This window comes from Salinibacterium sp. NYA9b (genome assembly GCF_976973725.1).
Genome location: NZ_OZ333476.1, coordinates 883174 through 898964 on the forward strand (window position 1 = coordinate 883174; position 15791 = coordinate 898964).

General features: G+C 61.9%; 13 protein-coding genes. 8 read left to right on the forward strand and 5 right to left on the reverse strand.

Annotation, left to right across the window (positions count from 1 at the left end; genetic code table 11):
- Positions 1-46 precede the first annotated feature (46 nt).
- The 4 genes from ACWFSR_RS04205 to ACWFSR_RS04220 all read left to right on the forward strand — a co-directional run bounded on the left by ACWFSR_RS04205 (position 47) and on the right by ACWFSR_RS04220 (position 4549).
- Positions 47-1705: a S1C family serine protease gene (locus ACWFSR_RS04205; RefSeq protein ID WP_447523138.1), complete on the forward strand. Its 1659-nt coding sequence runs from the start codon at positions 47-49 to the stop codon at positions 1703-1705.
- A gap of 129 nt (positions 1706-1834) precedes the next feature.
- Positions 1835-2863 (forward strand): glycosyltransferase family 2 protein, encoded by a 1029-nt coding sequence (locus ACWFSR_RS04210; protein WP_447523139.1) that lies wholly within the window; start codon positions 1835-1837, stop codon positions 2861-2863.
- Between the two features lie 4 nt (positions 2864-2867).
- Complete coding sequence (locus tag ACWFSR_RS04215; RefSeq protein WP_447523140.1) at positions 2868-3686, forward strand: CDP-alcohol phosphatidyltransferase family protein; 819 nt, start codon at positions 2868-2870, stop codon at positions 3684-3686.
- On the forward strand, positions 3683-4549 hold the full coding sequence (locus ACWFSR_RS04220) for a glycosyltransferase family 2 protein (protein ID WP_447523141.1): 867 nt from the start codon (positions 3683-3685) through the stop codon (positions 4547-4549). The genes ACWFSR_RS04215 and ACWFSR_RS04220 overlap by 4 nt, the downstream gene beginning before the upstream one ends.
- A 68-nt stretch (positions 4550-4617) precedes the next feature.
- On the opposite strand, the gene ACWFSR_RS04225 is transcribed toward ACWFSR_RS04220, so the two are convergent.
- Positions 4618-6552 (reverse strand): DEAD/DEAH box helicase, encoded by a 1935-nt coding sequence (locus tag ACWFSR_RS04225; RefSeq protein ID WP_197107294.1) that lies wholly within the window; start codon positions 6550-6552, stop codon positions 4618-4620.
- Between the two features lie 191 nt (positions 6553-6743).
- On the opposite strand from ACWFSR_RS04225, the gene ACWFSR_RS04230 reads away from it, so the two are divergent.
- A complete protein-coding gene (locus ACWFSR_RS04230; RefSeq protein WP_197110230.1) occupies positions 6744-8036 on the forward strand; it encodes a CDP-glycerol glycerophosphotransferase family protein in 1293 nt (430 codons plus the stop codon).
- A gap of 5 nt (positions 8037-8041) precedes the next feature.
- On the opposite strand, the gene ACWFSR_RS04235 is transcribed toward ACWFSR_RS04230, so the two are convergent.
- From ACWFSR_RS04235 to ACWFSR_RS04250, 4 genes are all read right to left on the reverse strand, one after another.
- The gene (locus ACWFSR_RS04235; protein WP_231600019.1) at positions 8042-8884 is read right to left on the reverse strand and encodes a hypothetical protein; all 843 of its coding nucleotides are present in this window, start codon (positions 8882-8884) and stop codon (positions 8042-8044) included.
- An 87-nt stretch (positions 8885-8971) separates the two neighbouring features.
- Positions 8972-9712, reverse strand: coding sequence for an ABC transporter ATP-binding protein (locus ACWFSR_RS04240; protein WP_197107292.1), 741 nt, complete (start codon positions 9710-9712; stop codon positions 8972-8974).
- The gene (locus ACWFSR_RS04245) at positions 9712-10512 is read right to left on the reverse strand and encodes an ABC transporter permease (RefSeq protein WP_307783908.1); all 801 of its coding nucleotides are present in this window, start codon (positions 10510-10512) and stop codon (positions 9712-9714) included. Before ACWFSR_RS04245 ends, ACWFSR_RS04240 begins: the two co-directional genes overlap by 1 nt.
- Positions 10513-10658: 146 nt before the next feature.
- Positions 10659-11351, reverse strand: a complete 693-nt coding sequence (locus ACWFSR_RS04250; protein ID WP_197107291.1) for a phosphocholine cytidylyltransferase family protein — start codon at positions 11349-11351, stop codon at positions 10659-10661.
- A 201-nt stretch (positions 11352-11552) separates the two neighbouring features.
- Here ACWFSR_RS04250 and ACWFSR_RS04255 point away from each other — a divergent pair, with 201 nt between their 5' ends.
- From ACWFSR_RS04255 to ACWFSR_RS04265, 3 genes are all read left to right on the forward strand, one after another.
- A complete protein-coding gene (locus tag ACWFSR_RS04255) occupies positions 11553-13883 on the forward strand; it encodes an ATP-binding cassette domain-containing protein (RefSeq protein ID WP_447523142.1) in 2331 nt (776 codons plus the stop codon).
- A 53-nt stretch (positions 13884-13936) separates the two neighbouring features.
- Entirely contained in the window at positions 13937-15430 is a 1494-nt protein-coding gene (locus ACWFSR_RS04260) for a hypothetical protein (RefSeq protein ID WP_197107290.1), read from the forward strand.
- Positions 15431-15501: 71 nt separating this feature from the next.
- The gene (locus tag ACWFSR_RS04265; RefSeq protein ID WP_197107289.1) at positions 15502-15762 is read left to right on the forward strand and encodes a DUF3039 domain-containing protein; all 261 of its coding nucleotides are present in this window, start codon (positions 15502-15504) and stop codon (positions 15760-15762) included.
- Positions 15763-15791: the final 29 nt, after the last annotated feature.

The following is a 15791-nucleotide window of genomic DNA, read 5'->3' on the forward strand; positions in this document are numbered from 1 at the left end:
TGCACAGGTTAGCGATGGAAGCTTGCATCGCTGAAAGGAGCACACCATGACTCAGGTCCCCGAAGAACCCACCCCCGAAGAAACACCCGAAGATGCAACACCCGAAGAGAACAGCACCCCAACCAGCACCCCCGAAACAGCACCCCAGGTTTCAGCGACTCCCGTCGCAGCCAACACTGCGGAAACTCCCGCAGCAGGCAATACCGCGGAAACACCCGCCGGCGTCGACAGCGCGCCCACACAGACTTCCTCCACCGAAGCCGCACCCAGTGCCGCCCCGGTGGAAGCCCCGCCCGCTGCAGGTACAGCGATTGCCGCGAACGCTGCGACTCCAAGCGCACCTGCTGAGCTCGTCACATCTTCGGCCGCCATGGCCCCCGCTGCACCCACCGTGCAGACGGACTCAGCCTCTGCTGAAACAGGGGCACACCCCGGCGCAAGCTTCGGCCCGGCTGCAGTTCCAGCAGCAGCTGCCGATCCTGCCGCACCCAAGAAAAAGCCCCGCATGACACTCGGCCTCGTAGCCGGATTTGCCATCGTCGCGCTCCTCGGCGGTGCATCCGGTGCAGGCGTCACGCTCTGGGCGCTCGGAAACCAAGCGACGTCAGCTGTCAGCGGCACCGCGAGCCCCGCATCCATCACCGTCAACGACCCGGGGAACGCAACTCTCGTCACCTCGGTTGTCGCTAAGGCTGCTCCCGCGATCGTCACCATCAACGTGACGGGCCAGAACGCAGGCGGAAGCGGATCCGGCGTGATCATTAGTGAAGACGGCAACGTCATCACCAACGCTCACGTAGTTACCCTCGATGGTGAAGTCGCAGACCCCGCCGTCACCGTCACCACCAGCGACGGACGCTTGCTTTCGGCGACCGTCATCGGCTTCGACGCCATCTCCGATATCGCCGTCATTCACATTGATGACGTCAGCGACATGCCCTTCATCAGCATTGCCGACTCCAGTGAGCTCAACGTAGGAGACAGCACCGTCGCGATCGGTGCGCCCCTGGGACTCTCGGGAACCGTCACGAGCGGAATTGTGAGCGCACTCAACCGCAGCATCACGATCGCTTCATCGGCTCTATCCGAAGACCCCGAGGCAAGCACTGAAGCCCCCGACGACAGCGGCGATCAAGACCTCTGGAACTTCGACCTCTTCGGCGAAAACGGCCAAGAAAACGGACAAAACTCGTCTGCTCAGGCCTCAGTAGCCCTCGCCGTGATCCAGACGGATGCCGCGATCAACCCCGGCAACTCCGGTGGCGCCCTGCTGAACTCCGACGGTGAACTCATCGGAATCAACGTCGCCATCGCCTCCTCCGGTGGAACCGCAGGCAGCATCGGTGTTGGCTTCGCGATCCCCTCGAACGTTGCCAGCCGTGTCGCCAACGAGATCCTCGAAAGCGGAACGGCCACCCACGGTCTCCTCGGAGCTGCAGTCGCCGATGTGACCGACGACCCCATCCAGAGCGATGCAGAAGTAGTTGGTGCCAGCATCGTCGACATCGTCGCCGGTGGAGCAGCTGAGGATGCCGGACTCAAGGTAGGCGACATCGTCACCGGATTCGATGGACTCCCCATCACCAACAAGACAGACCTCACCGCTCAGGTGCGTGCTCAATCGGCAGGCGAAACCACGCCTCTCACCTACGTGCGTGACGGCAAGGGATACACCGTCGACGTCACTCTCGGTGCTCTCCAGTAACACCGAATGACCACGTGTGCGGCGTGTGCGGGCCCTAAGCCTGCGCACGCCGCACACGTGTGTAACCGCTGCAATTCGCGCCCTACGCGATAAGCTCGACCGACAACCCGGCCCGACGTATTGGAACCCATGGCAAAGAAGGCTCAAGCCCTCACTGGTGTGTCGTACGTGATGCCCGTACTCAACGAAGTTGAACACATTGAGGCAGCCGTCGACAGCCTCACAGCCCAAGACTATGAGGGTCCCTTCGAGATCGTGCTCGCGCTGGGTCCGAGCATCGATGGCACCAATGCCGTCATCGACGAAATGGCGCGGGTTGATCCGCGCATCCGTCACATCACCAACGAACTTGGTTCCACTCCCGGCGGGCTCAACGCTGCTATCCGCGCTTCCACGTATCCGATCGTGGTTCGTGTCGATGCGCACTCCGTGTTGCCGGCCAACTACACCCGCGTCGCGGTTGACACTCTTGAACGCACCGGTGCCGACAACGTTGGCGGCATCATGAAAGCTCAAGGCCGCACGCCTTTCGAACGGGCTGTCGCTCACGCCTACGGGTCGCCTGAAGGTCTCGGTGGCACCCAGCATCACACGGGCGGCAAAGAGGGCCCAGCTGATACCGCTTACCTTGGCGTCTTCCAGCGTGAACGTCTCGTTGAGGTCGGACTCTTTGACGAAGACATTAAGCGCGGCCAAGACTGGGAGCTGAACCGCCGTTTGCGCGCTACCGGCGGCACCGTCTGGTTCACGCCCGAACTTGAAGTCGTCTACCGGCCGCGGTCCAACCTGCGCACCCTTATTCGACAGTTCGTTGCCACCGGCATTTGGCGCGGTGAGCTCGCTCGCCGCTTTGGAACGGCAAATTCGCTGCGCTATTTCGTGCCACCGTTGGCTGTTGTCGGCACCGTAGTCGGGCTCATCCTCGGAATTGTTGCGAGCAGCACCGGCACCGGCTGGCTGGCCGTCGCCTACGCTGCGCCCGCGATCTACGCACTCTTCGTCATTGCTGCGGCTGCTGTTGCCGCGGCGAAAGACGGGCTACGATCAGGTCTTTGGTATCTGATCGTGCTTCCCTGTATCCACTTTGGCTGGGGCAGCGGGTTCATTCTCGGATTCCTGAAACTCACCAAGAACATCACAGCGCATACGGGAAGGTAATACCGTGTCTCCTCACACACCACCGCAGCCCGCTACGCGCCCCGAAAGCATCGCCCAACTGCGCGAAGTAACGCAACCGCCAGAGGTGCGCCTGCGAGCCAATGCTGAACACTGGACGGCATCGCTCTACCTGCGCGACATTTCCCCCTACCTGACGTGGATGCTCCTCAAGACGTCCATCAGCGCTAACGGTGTCACCGGGCTCATGATCCTCACCGGCTGGCTCACGGCCGCCGCGTTGCTCATCCCCGGCATGACCGGTGCTGCTCTCGCCCTCTTCCTCGGCCAACTGCAGATGCTCGTTGACTGCAGCGATGGTGAAGTTGCTCGCTGGCGCAACACGCGTTCGCCAGCAGGGGTATTCCTCGACAAGGTCGGGCACTACAGCACAGAAGCGCTCATCCCGATTGCCCTCGGCCTCCGCGCTGCGGGCTGGCCGCTCGACTTCCCCGCCGACTTCGCGTGGACCACTGCCGGTTTCGCTCTTGCCCTCATCATCGTGCTGAACAAGGCTCTCAATGACATGGTGCACGTTGCTCGAGCCAATGCCGGCCTCGACAAACTCAGCGACCGCAAGGGTGAGGCGGTGCCGAGCCATAGCGTCGTGGCGAAACTCCGTCGCCTTGCTCGCTTCGTACCTTTCCATCGCCTGTACCACTCGGTTGAGCTCACGATGATCGCGTTCGCAACGGCGATCGTCGCACTCTTCGTGCCCGCACTCGCCGCAGAGCGCACTGTGCTGCTCATTCTGCTGCCGCTCGCACTTCTCGCACTCGCCGGTCACTTTGTGGCCATCATGGCGTCCAAGCGCGTTCGCTCATGACCCACCGCATCGGCGTTGTTTCCCTCAGTCAGGGAAAGCGCCCCGACGACCTCGCGCGCGGCCTTGCCTCGCTGCAGGCGCAGCAAAGCGTTGAACTCGACATCATCGTGGTCGGCAATGGCTGGAACCCCACCGGGCTTCCGGATGCCGTCCGCGGTCTTCACCTCGAGGCCAACCTGGGCATCCCCGCGGGCCGCAATCGCGGTGTCGAGCACGTGCAGGGTGACTGGATCTTCTTTCTCGACGACGACGCCAGCATCCCATCTCCGACGTTCCTCAGCGACGCTGTGGCGCTCATGCAGGCTGATCCGAGCATTGGACTGCTGCAGCCGCGCGTAGAGGATGCCGAGGGCAAAGAGAACCCACGCCGCTGGATTCCGCGCATTCGCAAGGGCGACCCACGGCATCCGAGTGATGTGTTTTCCGTGTGGGAGGGCGCTGTATTGATGCCGCGTCCGCTCTTCGACGAGATCGGTGGGTGGGGCGACCCCTACTTCTATGCCCACGAAGGCATAGAGCTCGCGTGGCGAGTGTGGGGTGCCGGCAAACGCGCTTGGTACGCCGGCAACTTGGTGGCGAATCATCCGGCAATCGATCCGGCTCGTCACAGCTACTACTACCGCCTCAATGCCCGCAACCGCGTGTGGTTGGCCAAGCGCAACCTGCCGGTGCTGTTGGTGCCGATCTATGTTGCCAGCTGGACGGCTATCCAAGTTCTGCGCTCAGCCCGCAACCCGGTGGGCATGCGTGCCTGGTGGGGCGGCTGGTTTGCGGGCTGGCGAGAGAACCCGGGTGGTCGCCGAAGCATGGGCTGGGCGACCGTGGTGCGGATGGCGCGTGCCGGGCGCCCTCCAGTGATCTAGAGCGACCCTCTCGCGTTAACGAACGAACGGCGCCCCGCTTTCGCAGAACGCCGTTCGTCGGTGTGAATTTAGTACTTGGTACGAGGCTTGCGCGTCGGACGATCTTCGTAACGGTTGCCACTGTCACGCGATGTGTTGTCGCGACCGGCATCGTTCCGGGGCGCAGAATCGCGGTTGTTGTAGCCACGTGATTCTTCACGTTCGCGGTTAGCGCGAGCGCCACCCTCGAATGAGCGATCGCGGCTGGGGTACTTGCCGTCTCCGCCTCGCGCTCCGCCGCCGTTTGCCTTGCGGTCGGGAGCGATCTCGATCAGCTTGCCGCTGATGCGAGTGTCGCGCAGTCGCTCCAACACATCTTTCGACATGTCGGCGGGCAACTCGACGAGCGAGAAGTCCGGACGAATCTGAATGTGACCGAAGTCGTCGCGGCTGAGGCCACCCTCGTTGGCGAGAGCGCCAACGATCTGGCGGGGTTCAACGCGGTGACGCTTGCCGACCTCTATGCGGTAGGCAGCCATCGGCTTGGTCGAACGGGGGCGACGCTCGGGGCGGTCGCCACGATCTCCGCCGCGTTCTCCGCCACGCTCGGGGCGATCGGTGCGTGCCTTGCGGTCGTCGCGCTCGATGAAGCGCTGGGCGCGTTCCTCTTCTGCCGACAGCAACAGGGGAGTCTCGCCCTGGGCTACAACGGCAAGAGCGGCAGCAACATCCGCCTCAGGAATATCGTGGTGCTCAACGTAGTGAGCAATGATGTCGCGGAAGGCCGAAATGCGAGGCTGCTGGTTGAGTGCTTCAGTGATGGCGTCATCGAAGCGAGTGAGTCGCGTGGAGTTGACGTCTTCAACCGAAGGAAGCTGCATCTGAGTGAGCGGCTGGCGTGTTGCCTTCTCGATGGCAGTCAGCAGTCGACGCTCGCGAGGAGTGACGAAGCTGATCGCCGAACCACTGCGACCGGCGCGACCTGTGCGACCAATGCGGTGCACGTACGACTCGGTGTCAACGGGGATGTCGAAGTTCACGACGTGGCTGATGCGGTCAACGTCGAGTCCACGAGCTGCAACGTCTGTTGCTACGAGGATGTCGAGCTTGCCCGACTTGAGCTGGTTGACGGTGCGCTCACGCTGGGCCTGAGCCACGTCACCGCTGATGGCGGCGGCCGAGTAACCACGGGCGCGCAGCTTCTCAGCCAAGTTTTCGGTTTCGCTCTTCGTGCGAACGAAGACGATCATTCCTTCGAAGTTTTCGACCTCGAGGATGCGGGTGAGCGCATCGACCTTCTGCGGGTACGAGACAACGAGGTAACGCTGGCTCGTGTTTGCCGAGGTGGTGGTCTGCGACTTGACCGTGATTTCTTCGGCGTTGTTCAGGTACTTCTTGGAGATGCGGCGGATTTGCGCCGGCATCGTGGCCGAGAAGAGTGCAACCTGTTTGTCGTCAGGGGTGTCAGCGAGGATCGTCTCAACATCTTCGGCGAAACCCATCTTGAGCATTTCGTCGGCCTCATCGAGAACGAGGTACTTGAGCTCGGAAAGGTCGAGCGTGCCCTTGGCGAGGTGGTCCATGATGCGGCCGGGAGTACCGACAACAACGTGAACACCGCGGCGCAGTGCCGACAGCTGAACGCCGTAGGCCTGCCCACCGTAAACGGGGAGCACGTGCACGCCGCGCATGTGAGTGGCGTACTTCTCGAATGCCTCACACACCTGCAACGCGAGTTCGCGGGTGGGGGAGAGCACGAGTGCCTGAGGCTTGCTCTGGGAAACGTCGAGGCGCGAGAGAATCGGCAGCGCGAACGCTGCAGTTTTTCCCGTGCCGGTCTGGGCGAGGCCGACTACGTCGCGCCCCTCCAGAAGAGTAGGAATAGTGGCTGCTTGGATAGCCGAAGGCGTCTCGTAGCCAATGTCGCGAACCGCTTTCAGTACCGCATCGCTGAGAGCGAGGTCGGAGAAAGTGATCGCGGTCTCGGTGGTATCAGACGGTGCGGTTGAATCAGAATCGGTCATTCTATCAATCGTACCTCTATAATCCCCAAAATCCTGCGGTTCCCAGCGGTCTCGCCGGGTAGGGGCCTCCGAGGGGAGGGCAGGTACTATCGAAAGCGCGGTCCAACTACCTGCCGCTGGATCAGCATCGGCTCGATAACGGAGCGGCGGGTGAGGTGTTCTATTGACCCTCCGATGATTTGATTGTGATCATGGCGCTACTGAAAGACTTCATAACCGCACGCAAGGTGGTGCGCTCTATGTTGCGTTCGCGCCGCAATCGGCGTCGAGTAGCGAACCTCATAGCCGAGCATCCGCTACCCGTTCCTGGTTCGGTGAGCATCGCGGTTTACTTCGCTGATACCAAGGTCAATCTTTACCAAATGCGCCAGTGGTATGCCCCGCTAGCCGAACTCTCGAAGAGCTTTCCGGTAGCGATCATTTCGCGGTCACCGAGTTCAGTGCTGGCGTTGTGGGATGAAGCGCCGGTACCAACCGTCTATTTGCGTCGAGTATCTGAGCTTGAGCAGTTTGTGGCCGAGCAGCCGTTGAAGATCATCTTCTACGTCAACCAGAACGCCAAAAACTTCCAGATGTTCCGGTACGGCCACATGTGGCACGTTTTCATCAACCATGGTGAGAGCGACAAGATGTACATGACGACGAACCAGTTCAAGGCTTACGACTTCAGTCTTGTGGCCGGGGATGCCGCGCTCGATCGTTTGAGCTACAAGCTCTGGGATTTCGATGTCGCCAAGAAGGCAATCCCGATCGGGCGTCCGCAGGCCGACCATTTCGCCGGAGAATTGCCCTACGCTCCCGACGACCGCACCGTTGTGCTCTACGCCCCCACTTGGGAGGGCGACCGCGATGCTGCCGCCTACGGTTCCATCGCCAGTCACGGCGTTGCTTTGACGAACGCGGTTCTCGCGAGCGACAAGCACCGCCTGATTTATCGCCCGCACCCCCGCAGTGGTGTTGTCGACCCTGAATACAAGCGAGCCAACATCGCGATCATTGCTGCGATTGCTGAAGCGAACGAAACTGACCCATCAGTGCAGCACATCTACGACGACGGCAAAGAGATGGGCTGGCAGCTTGTTGCAGCGGATGTCGCCATCACTGACGTTTCGGCGATGGTCTATGACCGGCTCGCCACCGGCAAACCGCTCATCGTCACGCGTCCGCTCTCGGAGCACGCTGACATCGATGAGGGTGGCTACCTTGGAGCGTGCGAGTGGTTACGCGCCGACCAGGCTGGCGACATCCTTTCGATCGCCCAGCGCGTGCAGTTCGACACTGAGGCGAAGGAACGCCTTGGTTATTGGGCTGAGCGTCACTTCGGTGACACGACTCCTGGCGCTGCGACTGCTCGCTTCCACGCAGCCATTGAAACGTTGATCGCCCTGTGGCATCGCCACGCCCAGTTGCACATTGGCGATCGACCGTCGAGCGAAGCGGATCCTTTCGAGGATGACGATGATGAGCCGACGTCTAACGAGTAGCTGATCTAGGGCTGGTCGTCGCTCTCGAGCTCGACCCATCCTTGGCGCTTGCGTCGCTGCGGCAATTGCGGCAATTTGGGCAGCGCCGGTAGCTTCTTGCGCTCGCCGCGCACTTTGGGCGTCTTGGGCGCTTTCGGCAGCGCAATTACGGGCTCAAGCCAGGATGGCAGGGTTGCCGGTGCTGGCCCGAAGCCTTGGCGGGCTGTGCGGATAATCTGACGGCCCAGAATGTTGTTTCCGCCACCGCCGATCACGGCGCCGATACCGAAGGGCATCAGGCGACCCACGATGTTGGTACCTTGGGCTGCAGCATACCGTTTGAGGAAGGTGTGCTTGATGCGGTCAGCAATCGGACCCATGAGCGTGGTTGGCAGGCCCTTGGCGAGGGTTTCGCCCCAGTACGCCGAGCGCGCGGCGCCCGTGCCGCTTGCTTGAGCGGCCAGTTGTTTTACGAGGTCGCTGCCGGCGGTGCCGAGCACCATCGTCATAACGAGCGCGCGTGCGCGGTCGGGGTCATCAACGACGATGCCGTGCACTTCAGTGACCGATTGAGCAAAGAGCGCGCTGGCCTCAAGGAACCCGGCCGTCTCAACGCTCGAGAGCGCGAGCGAGGTTCCCGTGCCGACGGCGGGGATGGCGGCACTTGCGCCTACGAGGGCGCCACCGGTGGTGACGGCGGCCAGATAGCGGCGCTCCAGAACGGCAATAATCTCATCCGGAGTCGCGTGCGGCTTGCTGCGACGGATGCTGCGGATATGGGCCAACACGACGGGACGCTGCACGGTGAGTACTCGGTCGATTCCGCGCACCACCATGGGGTGTGAGGTGCTCACTTCGCTCTTAGCCATAGTTTTAACCGTACCGGAGGACTCTGACGGCACTCCGAGAGTTGGGCAGCCGTTGAGCAACCGTGACGTTGGTGCGTCGTTGGACGGTTAGGCGCCGTAGTCCTCGTTATAGCGCGCGAGCACATCGTTGATCGGCCCGTCGAGCACGAGCTCACCCTTGTCGAGGTAGAGGCCTCGCGTGCAGAAGCGGCGTAGGTCTCGTTCGTTGTGGGAGACGAAGAAGAGCGTGCGGCCGCCCTTCAAGAGTTCCTCGATGCGGCGGTAACACTTCTCGCGGAATGCCTTGTCGCCAACGGCGAGAACTTCATCCACCAAAATGATGGGTTCCTCGAGGCGCGAGATCACGGCGAAAGCAATGCGCACGCGCATCCCGCTCGAAAGATGCTTGTAGGGCGTATCGATAAAACGTTCGATTTCGGCGAACTCGATGATCTCGTCGAAGCGTTCGTTGATCTCGCGCTTGGTCATGCCGTGCAGGCCTGCCGTGAGGTACACGTTGTCGCGCACGCTCAAGTCGTCAACGAATCCACCCGTGATTTCGATGAGCGGGGCGACGCCCTCACCAACGTGCACGGTGCCTTCGTCGGCGAGCATGACTTCGGCCACGAGCTTGAGTAGCGTGGACTTGCCCTGACCGTTGCGGCCAACAACACCAATTGCTTCACCAGCGGTGACATCGAAACTGACGTTGCGCAGCGCCCAGAACTCGTCAGAGCGTGCGCGGCGCTTGCGGCCAGCAAAGAGGTCTTTGAAGCTGCGGCGTGAGCGGCGGTTGAGGCGGAACCGGATGCCGGCGTCGTCAACCCGAATGACGTAGTTGTCGCCCATTAGATCTCTTTCAGCACGGCACGCTCGGTGCGCGTGAAGACAAGGATTCCGACAGCGACGAGGATCAGGCTCATGAGAGCTCCAATGATCACGGCATACCAATCGAGTTGCTCAGGGAAGAACGCGGCACGATACAGCGAAAAAATTCCGGCGAGCGGATTGAACGCGGCGAGACCGTCGAGGCCAAGCTTCTCCAAATCGGGGATGCCGTAAATGATGGGCGAGGCATAAAACAGAAAGCGCAGCGCGAGCTTGGTTGCTCGCTCAAGGTCGCGGAAGAACACCACCAGTGGCGCCACAATCAGGCCAACGCCGATCGTGAGTACCGCCTGCAGCAGCACGCCAAGCACGAAGTAGATTGCCTCCCAGTGCAGCACGGCACCGCTCGCGATAGCGAAGAAGGCGAGCACTGGCAGGCTCGCGATGAACTCGATCCCCTTAGAGAGCACGAGCCGGGCAACCCAGATCGTGCGAGGGATTTTGGTGGACCGGATGAGCTTGGCCTCACGCAGGTAGGCACGCGTGGCATCCGATACTGCACCGTTGAACCACATCCAGGGCAGCAGAGCGCTGAGCAGGAACACGATGTAGGGCTGCTCGCCCACAGCCTTGTCGAAGACCTGAGTGAAAACGAACCAGTAAATGCCCGCCATGACCAGAGGGTCGAGAACGGACCACACGTAGCCGAGGGCTGAGGTGGAATACCGCACGCGGAGGTCGCGCATGGTGAGCAACCAGAGAGTGCGGCGGTATCGGGTGAGGGGAGACCATGCAGGTCGCTCCAGTGCTGTGTTCGCCACGCCCCTATAGTAAACGGGCAATTCGACAATCAGCCGCACTCATTCGCAGTTGTGTGAGCGATTCTTCACTTTAAGCAGCAATGCCCGCCTCGCACTGAGTGCGAAACGGGCAAAAGCTGGGAGGCTCACTTGAGCCAGATGTCTCGTTAGACGAAGAGGTTGGCACGCTCGAGGTCTTCAGCGAAGTCCACCTCGATGGCGTACAGGTCAGAAATGTCGACGGGCTCGATGAGCAGGCGGTCTTCTTCGATGGCGAGCTCAATGCCGCGTTCGAAGTAGTCCTGGTCGCCGACCTTCTTGAGGTGACGCACGAGAGTTGCTTTGGCGTCACGCGAAATGTAGTTGATGCCAACGGCCTCGCCCAGTCCGCCCTTGACGGTCTTGGAGAGTTCCTTGATGTAGCCCTCAGCGTCGGTCGTGTACTTGACTTCTTCGTCAGAGACCTTCGCGGTGTTGACGCTGACGAAGGACTGGTCGCGAGCAACCATGGCCGCGGCACGCTCAAGAGCGGTCGGGTCGAAGACAACGTCGCCGTTCATCCAGAGAACTCCACCAGGAGCGGATGCCTGCAGTGCACGCATGAGGCTCTTGGAGGTGTTGGTCTGGTCATACTGCTCGTTGTAGACGAACGATGCCTCAGGGAATGCTTCGATGATGTGCTCAAGCTTGTAGCCGACAACGATCGTGACCTTGGCATTGTTGCCGAAAGCGTGACGGATGTTGTCGAACTGCTGCTGCATGATGGTGCGGCCATCGCTGAGCTCAGTAAGCGGCTTCGGCAACGAGCGGCCCAAACGGCTGCCCATTCCGGCAGCTAAAATTACGACCTGTGTAGTCATGGTGGTCTCCTCAGTAGTTCTGGGGCTCGGGTTCAAGGTTCATGATTTACCTACTGTTAACCCGAGATTGGAAAAAACGACACACCTTTGTGCGATAGTCAGGCTAACTGTGTCGGCCGAGAACTCCATAGATTTTGGAGGGTTGTTGCCTATTTGTGATGCAGGCTCATTCTCTGCGCATCTGATTGGTAGGTTTGGACAGTGGAAAACGCCCAAACACCCGACGAGGGCACGAAGTCTGTTGAAACGCCGGTAACGAAGCCCGCGAGCAGCACCCGGAAGCCGGCTACGGCCCGTGGTTCTCAAGCAAAATCGTCTATCGCTAAGCCAACAACTCCTGCTACTCGTAAGCCCGCCGCCAAGAAGCCCGCCGCTCGCAAGACGCCGGCCAGCACTACAAGTAGTGCTGCCGCAAACGTTGATGCGTCAAACGTAGATGCGTCAAATGTTGATGCGTCTGCCGGTGAGTCGCCGACCGCTCCGAAACCGTCGCCGACGACGGTGAAGAGCGCCGCGAGCAAGTCGACTGCCGCGAAGCCGACTCCAACCGCAACGAAGCGTGCTGCTGCGAAACCCGGCGCAGCCAAGTCGAGTGCCGCAAAGAGTGGTGCAGCGAAGCCAAGTGCCGCCAAGCCCAGTGCCGCCAAGCCCAGTGCCGCCAAGCCCAGTGCCGCCAAGAGTGGTGTCGCCAAGACTGGTGCCGCTAGCGCTGCCGCAACGACGAGCCAAGCGGCCCGGGGCTCGACGGCGCCTAAGCCGACCGCACCGAAACCCACCGCACCCAAGCCGACCGTGCCGAAGCCTGCTGCGTCGGAGACGGCTGCCCCCGACTCGGATGCTGTTGGAGCGGTCGACGTTGAGGCGCTCGTTGACGATCTTGTAATCGCTGAGAGCACCGAGGTCACGACGGATGCTGACAAGGCCGACGCGAGTGTCGTTGCCGATTCGCGCGCCCCGGGCGCCACCGCTGACGTTGCTGCAGAACCGGCAGCTGCGGATGACACCACTAGTGACGCGAAGAGCGACGCCGACGCGAAGGACGATTCTGACGCTGAGAGCGACTCTGACGCGGAGGACGATTCTGACGCTGAGAGCGACTCTGACGCGGAGGACGACGCGGAGCCCGCGGCCGTAGAACCCGCAGAGAAGCCGGATGCCGTACTCGCTGGACTCGCACGCCTGCGTGCTCTTGCATCGCAGTTCGCTGCGCCCGCAGCGGAAGCGGCCGAGAAAAAGGCGCTCGCCGAGAAGGCTGCCGCTGACAAGGCCGCAGCTGAGAAGGCAGAAGACGACAAGCGTGAAGCCGAGCGGGTCGAAGCAGAGCGTGCCGAAGCCGAGAAGGCTGAAGCCGAACGTGTCGAGGCAGAGCGGGTCGCCGCTGACAAGGCTGAGGCTGAGGAAGCTGCTGCGGAAGCCGAAGCGCTGAAGGCTGATGGCGAGAACGCTGACGCTGAAACTACTGAAGACCAGAAGCTCGCTGACGCTGACGCTGACGCTGACGCTGACGCTGATCGCGCTGCCGAGTCCGAATCCGACTTCGTCGCCGACACAGCTGAGGCAGCGACCACGAGCGCCGCTGGCGACGACGCAGAACCTGAGTCCGAAACCGCGGTGGCGGCAACGACGGCTCCCGCGCCGGAACGCGCGGCAGCAGCCGAGGCGGAACCCACCGACGAAACCACAACAGAACCTGAGCTAGAACCTGCGGCCGCGAGCGACGCCCTGGTTGCGGTCGACGCCACTGTGGGCCACGGACTTGAAGCGACATCCAGCGACGTCGTATTGGAAGTCAGCGGATTGTCGAAGGGCTTCGGCGACACTGTCGCGGTTGATGACATTCGTTTGAGCGTGCGCGCGGGAGTGTTCTACGGAATTGTTGGCCCCAACGGCGCCGGTAAAACCACAACGCTCTCCATGATCACCGGTCTGCTGCGCCCCGACTCGGGAAGTGCCACCGTCAACGGAGTCGACGTGTGGGCGTCACCAGAAGTCGCCAAGCGCTCCATCGGCGTACTGCCCGACCGCCTGCGCATTTTCGACCGCCTCACGGGTTCGCAACTGCTCTACTACTCGGGAGTGCTGCGCGGACTCGACGCCACCGAAGTGCGCAAGCGCTCCGCTGACCTCGCCACCGCCTTCGGCCTCGACGACGTCATGGGCCGCCTCGTAAGCGACTACTCGTCCGGGATGCTCAAGAAGGTCGCGCTCGCCGCAGCCATGATCCACTCGCCGCGCCTACTCGTGCTCGACGAACCCTTCGAATCGGTTGACCCCGTTTCGGCGGCAACCGTCACCCGCATCCTCAAGCAGTATGTCGATGCCGGCGGCACCGTGCTGCTCTCCAGCCACCGCATGGAACTCGTTCAACGCGTCTGCAGCCACGTTGCCGTCATCGTCGAAGGACGACTGCTCGCCGACGGCACCATCGACGAAGTGCGCAATGGAATGTCGCTCGAAGACCGCTTCGTGCAGTTGACCGGCAAAAATTCCAGTGGGGGAGGGCTCGAGTGGTTGAGCAGTTTCTCCGACTGAGACTAACCATCCTGGCGAACGCGTTTCGCCGAGGACCGCTCGTAGCATCCGCCATGGGACTGGTGCTGATCTACAGCGCCGTCCTATTCGTGATGGCCATCCTCGCCGTTGCCGACCTGCGCAACACCACCCCCGAAGTTGCGGGAGCCACACTCGTCGTCTTCGGCTCCGCCGTTCTGCTCGGCTTTCTCGTGATGCCCCTCGGGTGGAACGCGGATGACGCACTCGACCCGCGCAGATTCTCCTACCTCCCCGTCACCCGCATCCGCCTCGCGCTGCTTCTGCTGCTCGCCGGTGCCGTCAGTATCCCCACGGTGATGCTGGCCGGGCTCGCCGTGGCGCAAGTCATCGCGTGGTCGGCAAGCCTCGCATCCGCCCTTATCGCCGTGCTGTCGGGAATCGTCGTATTCGTCACGGCCATTGTCGGAGCTCGACTCGCCAGCCTCATCGCGGCCCGCTACTTGAGCACCCGGCGTTTGCGGGAAGGCTTCGGCATTGTCGCGATTGCTCTCGTGGTTGCCTCACTGCCCATCGCCGTCATGCTCGCTCTCGCCGACTACCAATCCCAAGTGTTGCCCGTGATTCGCCGGGTTGCCGCGGTGATGGAATGGACGCCCCTCGGCGTCGCATTTAGCGCGCCGGCCTCCGCAGCAGCCGGAGACAGCAGCGACGTTGTGGGCAAGCTCGCGATCGCGGTCGGCTTTTTGGCTGTTCTCGCAGCCTGCTGGTACTTCCTCTTGGGCTACGTGCTCTCTCGCCCTGAGCGCAGCGCCGTCGAAACGTACCGTTCGGGCCTCGGCTGGTTCCGCCTCATGCCGTCAACGCCACTGGGCGCCATCGCGGCACGAAGCCTCAGCTACTGGGCTCGGGATGCACGATATTTTGTCGCACTCGCCGCCATCCCCATCATCCCCATCGGAATGGTTGCCGCTCTTCTCGTCGGCGGCATCGGAGCCGACGTGATCGCGTGGATCCCCGTGCCCGTCATGTGCCTCTTCCTCGGCTGGAGTGCCCACAACGATGTTGCTCACGACAACACCGCACTCTGGACCCACGTCTCGGCCCACACCCGTGGCTCCGATGACCGGTGGGGGCGCATCGTGCCCAACTTGCTCGTGGGCATCCCGCTCGCCGTCGTCGGCAGCATCCTCACTGTTGTCATTGTCGGCAATGGAGAAGCGCTGCCTGGGCTCATCGGCCTCAGCCTCTGCTTGCTCTTCGCAGGACTCGGCGTTTCCAGCATCAGCTCCGCAGCATTCCCCTACGCGGCACCGCTGCCCGGCCACGGTGCGTTCATTCAGCCCCAAGCGCTCGTATCGAATGCGGCTACGGTGCAATCGTTTACCTTCGCGATCACCGTGCTGTTCGGATTGCCCGTGTTGGGCGTTGTCTTCTTCAACCCCTTCACCGACCTGCAACCACAGTGGGCAGCATTCATCGTGGGTGTAGCCCTCGGTCTTGTCGTGCTCCTCATCGGCGTGTACGGGGGCGGGCGAATCATGGTCCGCCGCGGCCCCGAACTGCTCGCGCTCTCCTCACAGAACTGATCCAGCACATCCCAAGCCACCTTTGCGGAAGCAAAGACAATGGCTTACGGCGACGGAAGTAGAATCGATCCATGGCTGACACCGATAGCACTGGCGGCGGAACCGACACGCTCGACCGCGAACTCGAAGAACTGCTCAACCAAGAGCAGGTTGAAGAGGGCGACCACGAGCGCTTCTCGCACTACGCACCCAAAAACAAGATCATGGAATCGGCGCTCTCGGGCAAGCCGATTCGTGCCCTGTGCGGAAAACTCTGGACCCCAGGCCGCGACCCCGAAAAGTTTCCCATCTGCCCGACCTGCAAAGAGGTCTACGAAAAGATGAAGGGCTAACGCTCAAGCTTTTTCGCTCGGCACACAGC

Excerpts from the sequence above, each read along its gene's own strand:
- ACWFSR_RS04205 (WP_447523138.1), top strand. The coding sequence starts at position 47 with ATGACTCAGGTCCCCGAAGAACCCACCCCCGAAGAAACACCCGAAGAT.
- ACWFSR_RS04210 (WP_447523139.1), top strand. The coding sequence starts at position 1,835 with ATGGCAAAGAAGGCTCAAGCCCTCACTGGTGTGTCGTACGTGATGCCC.
- ACWFSR_RS04220 (WP_447523141.1), top strand. The coding sequence starts at position 3,683 with ATGACCCACCGCATCGGCGTTGTTTCCCTCAGTCAGGGAAAGCGCCCC.
- ACWFSR_RS04225 (WP_197107294.1), bottom strand. The coding sequence starts at position 6,552 with ATGACCGATTCTGATTCAACCGCACCGTCTGATACCACCGAGACCGCG.
- ACWFSR_RS04230 (WP_197110230.1), top strand. The coding sequence starts at position 6,744 with ATGGCGCTACTGAAAGACTTCATAACCGCACGCAAGGTGGTGCGCTCT.
- ACWFSR_RS04235 (WP_231600019.1), bottom strand. The coding sequence starts at position 8,884 with ATGGCTAAGAGCGAAGTGAGCACCTCACACCCCATGGTGGTGCGCGGA.
- ACWFSR_RS04240 (WP_197107292.1), bottom strand. The coding sequence starts at position 9,712 with ATGGGCGACAACTACGTCATTCGGGTTGACGACGCCGGCATCCGGTTC.
- ACWFSR_RS04250 (WP_197107291.1), bottom strand. The coding sequence starts at position 11,351 with ATGACTACACAGGTCGTAATTTTAGCTGCCGGAATGGGCAGCCGTTTG.
- ACWFSR_RS04260 (WP_197107290.1), top strand. The coding sequence starts at position 13,937 with ATGGGACTGGTGCTGATCTACAGCGCCGTCCTATTCGTGATGGCCATC.
- ACWFSR_RS04265 (WP_197107289.1), top strand. The coding sequence starts at position 15,502 with ATGGCTGACACCGATAGCACTGGCGGCGGAACCGACACGCTCGACCGC.